The following is a 5,846-nucleotide window of genomic DNA, read 5'->3' as shown; positions in this document are numbered from 1 at the left end:
CGCGGCCCCGGCAAGCACACCGAACCTGACAGCGGCGTGCACTTCGTTGTCATCGCGCCCGAGGTGGTCGCTGGTTGAGGGGTGATGTTGTGTTTGCATCGGGGATCCTCTATCGCCGTCACGCGCGGACACACGCGCCACATGCGTATACCCCTCGACCCGAAGCCGGTAAACCAGCGTCCGAGGTGAGCTCAGTCGCCCTCGGCATGCGTCGGCGCTGCGCGTCGCGAGCTGTACCGGATCATGAAGATCGCCGCGGCGATGCCGATGACCAGAAGTCCCAATGCCCCCAGTTCATACAGGAGGCGGTCGAGTTCCTTGTCCGAGTGGACCTGTTCGGATGCCGCGGTCACGATCAGGATCCGTCGCACGCAGGCAATCAGCCCGATGAAAAGGAAAGGCTCTGCAGCGATTTCGTGATAAAGCAGCACGGCACGCAGGGTCGCCGCGATCTCCGCGATGATCAGCACCATCAGGACTCGGTCGAGCACCAGGACGCCACCCTGCAGCGTGTTGACCTTATGAGTCGCGGCCTGCAAGACAGCTTCTCCGCCGCCGATCACCACCAGCACGGCGGCCGCGACCAGGAGCAGGAAGGCGATGGCGTAAATCACAGTCTCGAAACCGTCAACCAGCACACCGATGCGCTGACTCAGCCCCTGGCGGCTGGGCTCGCTTCTGGCATCCATGGCCCACCGATTCTATGGCGCACGCGGTCTGCCAGGGCGCGAGATCCCGGACAACCCGTTGCCCGGCGAATGTCGCGGAGCAGTACCGCGAAGCGCCGACTACTTTGCTGAGGTGACGAACATGCTGGTAGAACGGCGGCAGGGGATTCGCGACCAACCCGGGGTGATGATCGGTGATTGACGAGCGCGTACGTAATATGAAGTTTGCAGTGGCATCACGAGCGTTGACGACCTGTGCAAAGGATCGACCAGTACCATCTGCTCTATGCGGACTCCCCGGCGCCGGCTATCCCCGGACGATCGCCGCGCCGAGCTGCTGGCATTAGGCGCGGAGGTTTTCGGACAACGGCCCTACGACGAGGTCCGCATCGACGAGATCGCCGAGCGGGCCGGTGTATCCCGGGCGTTGATGTACCACTACTTCCCCGACAAGCGGGCGTTCTTCGCCGCCGTCGTCAAAGGGCAAGCCGATCAACTGTTCGAAACCACCAACACCCCCGCGACGCCCGGTCAGAACCTCTTCGAAGAGGTGCGCGGCGGTGTCCTTGCCTACATGCAGTACCACCAAGAGCACCCGCACGCCGCGTGGGCGGCATATGTCGGACTCGGCCGCTCCGATCCGGTCTTACTCGGCATCGATGACGAGGCCAAGGACCGCCAGATGGAACACATCATGAGCCGCGTCATGGAGGTCGACGGATCGGGCCAACCGCTCGACCCCGATGTCGAACGCGACCTGCGGATCGTCATCCACGGTTGGCTGGCGCTGACCTTCGAGGTCTGCAGGCAACGCATCATTCACCCAGAGACCGACGCGGGCCACCTCAGCGATAGCTGCGCCCATGCGCTGCTCGACGCGATCATCCGGGTGGACAACATTCCCGATCGACTGGCCAAGCCGATGGCGCCCGACCAGCGCTAACCCGCGTTGTCGTATCCCGTTGTCATGATGGCTGGGTGATCCCCGTACCCGACGACGCACTCGCGCGGTTCAGCGTCGTCACGCGCGACTGGTTCGCCGGTACCTTCGCGGCGCCCACCCCGGCGCAGGCCGACGCCTGGTCGGCGATCGCCGACGGCCATAATACGCTGGTCATCGCTCCGACCGGTTCCGGCAAGACGCTGGCCGCGTTTCTGTGGGCCATCGATGCGCTGGCGGGTGCACCGCGCAGTGCGCGGTCTGCCGGTACCCGGGTGCTCTACGTGTCGCCGCTGAAGGCGCTGGCAGTCGACGTCGAGCGCAACCTGCGCACACCGCTGGCCGGGATGGCCCGGGTCGCCGCACAACGGGCACTGCCCGCGCCGGAGATCACTGTCGGGCTGCGGTCCGGCGATACCTCACCGGCCCGCCGTCGACAGCTGATCAGTAACCCTCCCGATGTGCTGATCACGACGCCGGAGTCGCTGTTTCTGATGTTGACGTCGGCGGCGCGACAGACTTTGGCCGACGTGCAGACCGTGATCGTCGACGAAGTGCATGCCATCGCCGGTACGAAACGGGGTGCGCACCTTGCCCTTTCACTGGAGCGGCTCGACGACATGTTGCAGGCCCCGGCGCAGCGAATCGGGCTGTCGGCCACCGTGCGTCCGCCCGAAGAAGTGGCCCGGTTCCTGTCCGGGATATCCCCGACGACCATCGTCTCCCCGCCGGCGGCCAAGACTTTTGAATTGACCGTGCAGGTTCCGGTCCCCGATATGGCCAACCTGACCAACAACAGCATCTGGCCCGATGTCGAGGCCCGACTGGTCGACCTCGTCGAATCCCACAACTCGACGATCGTGTTCGCCAACTCGCGGCGGCTGGCTGAGCGGCTGACCGCCCGGCTCAACGAGATTCACGCCGAACGCACGGGCACCGAATTGCCGTCCGAGGCCAACCCGAAGGTGGCCGGCGGCGCACCCGCGCACTTGCTGGGCAGCGGCCAAACCTACGGCGCCCCCACGCTACTGGCCCGTGCCCATCATGGCTCGGTCAGCAAGGAACAACGCGCCATCGTCGAAGAGGACCTGAAATCCGGGCGGCTCAAGGCGGTCGTGGCGACCTCGAGCCTGGAGCTGGGTATCGACATGGGCGCCGTCGACCTGGTGATTCAGGTGGAAGCACCGCCGTCGGTGGCCAGCGGACTGCAACGCATCGGGCGCGCCGGACACCAGGTCGGCGAGATCTCCCAGGGGGTGCTCTTTCCCAAACACCGCACCGACTTGATCGGATGCGCGGTGACGGTGCAGCGCATGCTCGCCGGCCAGATCGAGACGATGCGGGTGCCGACGAACCCGCTCGACATCCTGGCCCAGCACACCGTGGCCGCAGCCGCGTTGGAGCCACTGGACGTCGACCGCTGGTTCGACACCGTACGGCGCAGTGCACCGTTTGCGACGCTGCCCCGCAGCGCATTCGAGGCCACCCTGGACCTGCTCTCCGGCAAGTACCCGTCCACCGAATTCGCCGAACTGCGGCCACGGCTGGTGTACGACCGCGACAACGGCACGGTGACGGCCCGGCCCGGCGCGCAGCGCCTCGCGGTGACCTCCGGTGGCGCCATCCCGGACCGCGGCCTGTTCACCGTCTACCTGGCCACCGACTCCGAAACCCCCTCCCGGGTAGGCGAACTCGACGAGGAAATGGTCTACGAATCGCGGCCCGGTGATGTCATCGCGCTGGGTGCCACCAGTTGGCGTATCACCGAAATCACCCACGACCGTGTGCTGGTCATACCGGCCCCGGGCGAGCCGGCCCGGCTTCCGTTCTGGCGCGGCGACGATTCGGGCCGCCCCGCCGAACTCGGCCGTGCGGTCGGCCAATTCACCGGCGAGCTGGCCGCGCTGGACCGCAATGCGTTCGAAAGCCGTTGCACTGAATTGGGATTCAATGAGTACGCCACCGATAACCTGTGGCGGCTGCTGGACGACCAGCGCACCGCCACCAACGTCGTTCCCTCCGACACCACGTTGCTGGTCGAGCGATTTCGGGACGAGCTGGGCGACTGGCGGGTCATCCTGCACTCTCCTTACGGCCTGCGGGTGCACGGCCCCTTGGCGCTGGCGGTGAGCCGGCGGCTGCGTGACCGCTACGGCATCGACGAGAAACCGACCGCGTCGGACGACGGCATCGTGGTGCGGCTGCCCGACACCATTTCGGAGACCGGCGCCGACTCTCCGCCGGGCGCCGAGTTGTTCGTCTTCGACGCCGACGAGATCGACCCAGTCGTCACCGCGGAGGTGGGTGGCTCGGCACTGTTCGCCTCGCGGTTCCGGGAATGCGCGGCCCGGGCTCTGCTGCTGCCGCGACGGCACCCGGGCAAGCGGTCCCCGCTCTGGCACCAGCGCCAGCGTGCCGCCCAGTTGCTGGATGTGGCGCGTAAGTACCCGGATTTCCCGATCGTGCTGGAGACGGTCCGGGAGTGCCTGCAGGACGTGTACGACGTGCCGACGCTGGCGGGGCTGATGACCGACATCGCCACGCGCAAGATTCGCGTGCTGGAAACCGAAACCGCGACGCCGTCGCCGTTCGCGACGTCGCTGTTGTTCGGCTACGTCGGGGCATTCATGTACGAGGGCGACAGCCCGCTGGCCGAACGCCGCGCTGCCGCGCTGTCGCTGGACCCCACGCTGCTGGCCGAGTTGCTCGGCCGAGTCGAGCTGCGCGAACTGCTGGATCCCGACGTTGTCGCGGCCACCGGCCGGCAGTTGCAGCACCTGTCGGCAGATCGGGCGGCCCGCGATGCCGAAGCGGTGGCCGATCTGCTGCGGCTGCTCGGCCCGTTGACCGCCGACGAGGTCGCCGAACGCGCCGGCGGCGCCGACGTCGGTGGCTGGCTGGAAGCGTTGTTCGCCGCCAAGCGTGCGCTACCGGTTTCGTTCGGCGGCCGCAGCTGGTGGGTGGCGATCGAGGACATCGGCCGGCTGCGCGACGGTGTCGGGGTAGCCGTGCCGGTCGGCATTCCGGCCAGCTTCACCGAGGCCGTCGCCGATCCGCTCGGCGAACTGCTGGGCCGATTCGCTCGTACCCACGCGCCCTTCACCACAGCCGATGTTGCCGCCCGGTTCGGGCTCGGGCTGCGCGTCGCCGCCGACGTATTGGGCCGGCTGGCCGCCGACGGGCGACTGGTACGCGGCGAGTTCTCCACCGAGGCGACCGGCGAACAGTGGTGTGACGCCGACGTCTTGCGGATCCTGCGGCGCCGATCGCTGGCGGCGCTGCGCGCCCAAGTCGAGCCGGTCAGCACCAGCGCCTACGCGCGTTTCCTGCCGGCCTGGCATAGCGTGGGGGCCGGCCACGGGTCGGCCGCCAACTCCGGCGTGGACGGTCTGGCAGCCGTCATCGATCAACTCGCCGGCGTCCCACTACCGGCGTCGGCGGTCGAATCGCTGGTGCTGGCGCCGCGGGTGCGTGACTACTCCCCCGCGATGCTCGACGAAGTGCTGGCCTCCGGCGAGGTGATGTGGTCGGGATCGGGCACGATCTCTGGCAGCGACGGCTGGGTGGCCTTCCACACCGCAGATTCCGCACCGTTGACCCTGGCCGCCGGATCGGAGATCGAGTTCACCGCGACTCATCGCGCGATTTTGGAGATGCTGGCCGGCGGCGGCGCGTTCTTCTTTCGACAGCTCGGCCATGACGGAGTCGGCGAAGCCGAGCTCAAAGCGGCGCTGTGGGAATTGATTTGGGCCGGATGGGTCACCGGCGACACATTCGCGCCGGTGCGCGCGATGCTGTCGGGTGGCCCGGGCGCGCGTAAGCGATCGGCTCCGGCCCATCGGCAGGGACGCGGCAGGCGCCCACCGCGCCTGAGCCGCTACAGCGTTGCGCATCCGCAGGCGCGGGCCGCAGATCCCACGGTGGCCGGCCGCTGGTCGGCACTGCCGACGCCCGAACCGGATTCGACTGTGCGGGCCCATCACCAGGCAGAGCTGCTGCTGAGCCGGCACGGGGTGCTGACCCGCGGCGCGGTAACGGCGGAGGGGGTGCCGGGTGGCTTCGCCGCCCTGTACAAGGTGCTGACCGCTTTTGAGGATGCCGGCCGCTGTCAGCGCGGCTATTTCGTGGAATCGTTGGGCGGCGCCCAGTTCGCAGTCGCATCCACAGTCGACCGGCTGCGCAGTTACCTCGACGGTGTGGACCCCGAACGGCCGGCGTACCGGGCGGTGGTGCTGGCC

At 67.8% G+C, this 5,846-nt stretch carries 3 protein-coding genes; 2 read left to right on the top strand and 1 reads right to left on the bottom strand.

Annotated elements, in window-relative coordinates; all coding sequences use genetic code 11:
- Positions 1 to 191: 191 nt before the first annotated feature.
- The gene (locus WAN02_RS00250) at positions 192 to 689 is read right to left on the bottom strand and encodes a phosphate-starvation-inducible PsiE family protein (protein WP_422261694.1); all 498 of its coding nucleotides are present in this window, start codon (positions 687 to 689) and stop codon (positions 192 to 194) included.
- A gap of 265 nt (positions 690 to 954) precedes the next feature.
- Between WAN02_RS00250 and WAN02_RS00245 the strand changes: the two genes are divergently transcribed.
- Both WAN02_RS00245 and WAN02_RS00240 read left to right on the top strand, forming a co-directional pair.
- A complete protein-coding gene (locus WAN02_RS00245) occupies positions 955 to 1,611 on the top strand; it encodes a TetR/AcrR family transcriptional regulator (RefSeq protein WP_422261692.1) in 657 nt (218 codons plus the stop codon).
- A 35-nt stretch (positions 1,612 to 1,646) separates the two neighbouring features.
- The coding region (locus tag WAN02_RS00240; RefSeq protein WP_422261690.1) for an ATP-dependent helicase at positions 1,647 to 5,846 on the top strand (4,200 nt) is incomplete at its 3' end.

Source organism: Mycobacterium sp. (assembly GCF_049281135.1).
Classification (GTDB): Bacteria; Actinomycetota; Actinomycetes; order Mycobacteriales; family Mycobacteriaceae; genus Mycobacterium.
Note: the sequence above shows the minus strand (reverse complement) of the source record. Positions and strands in the feature narration are given on the sequence as shown.

Coding starts and splice junctions, on each gene's coding strand:
- WAN02_RS00245 (WP_422261692.1), top strand. CDS start 955: ATGCGGACTCCCCGGCGCCGGCTATCCCCGGACGATCGCCGCGCCGAG.
- WAN02_RS00250 (WP_422261694.1), bottom strand. CDS start 689: ATGGATGCCAGAAGCGAGCCCAGCCGCCAGGGGCTGAGTCAGCGCATC.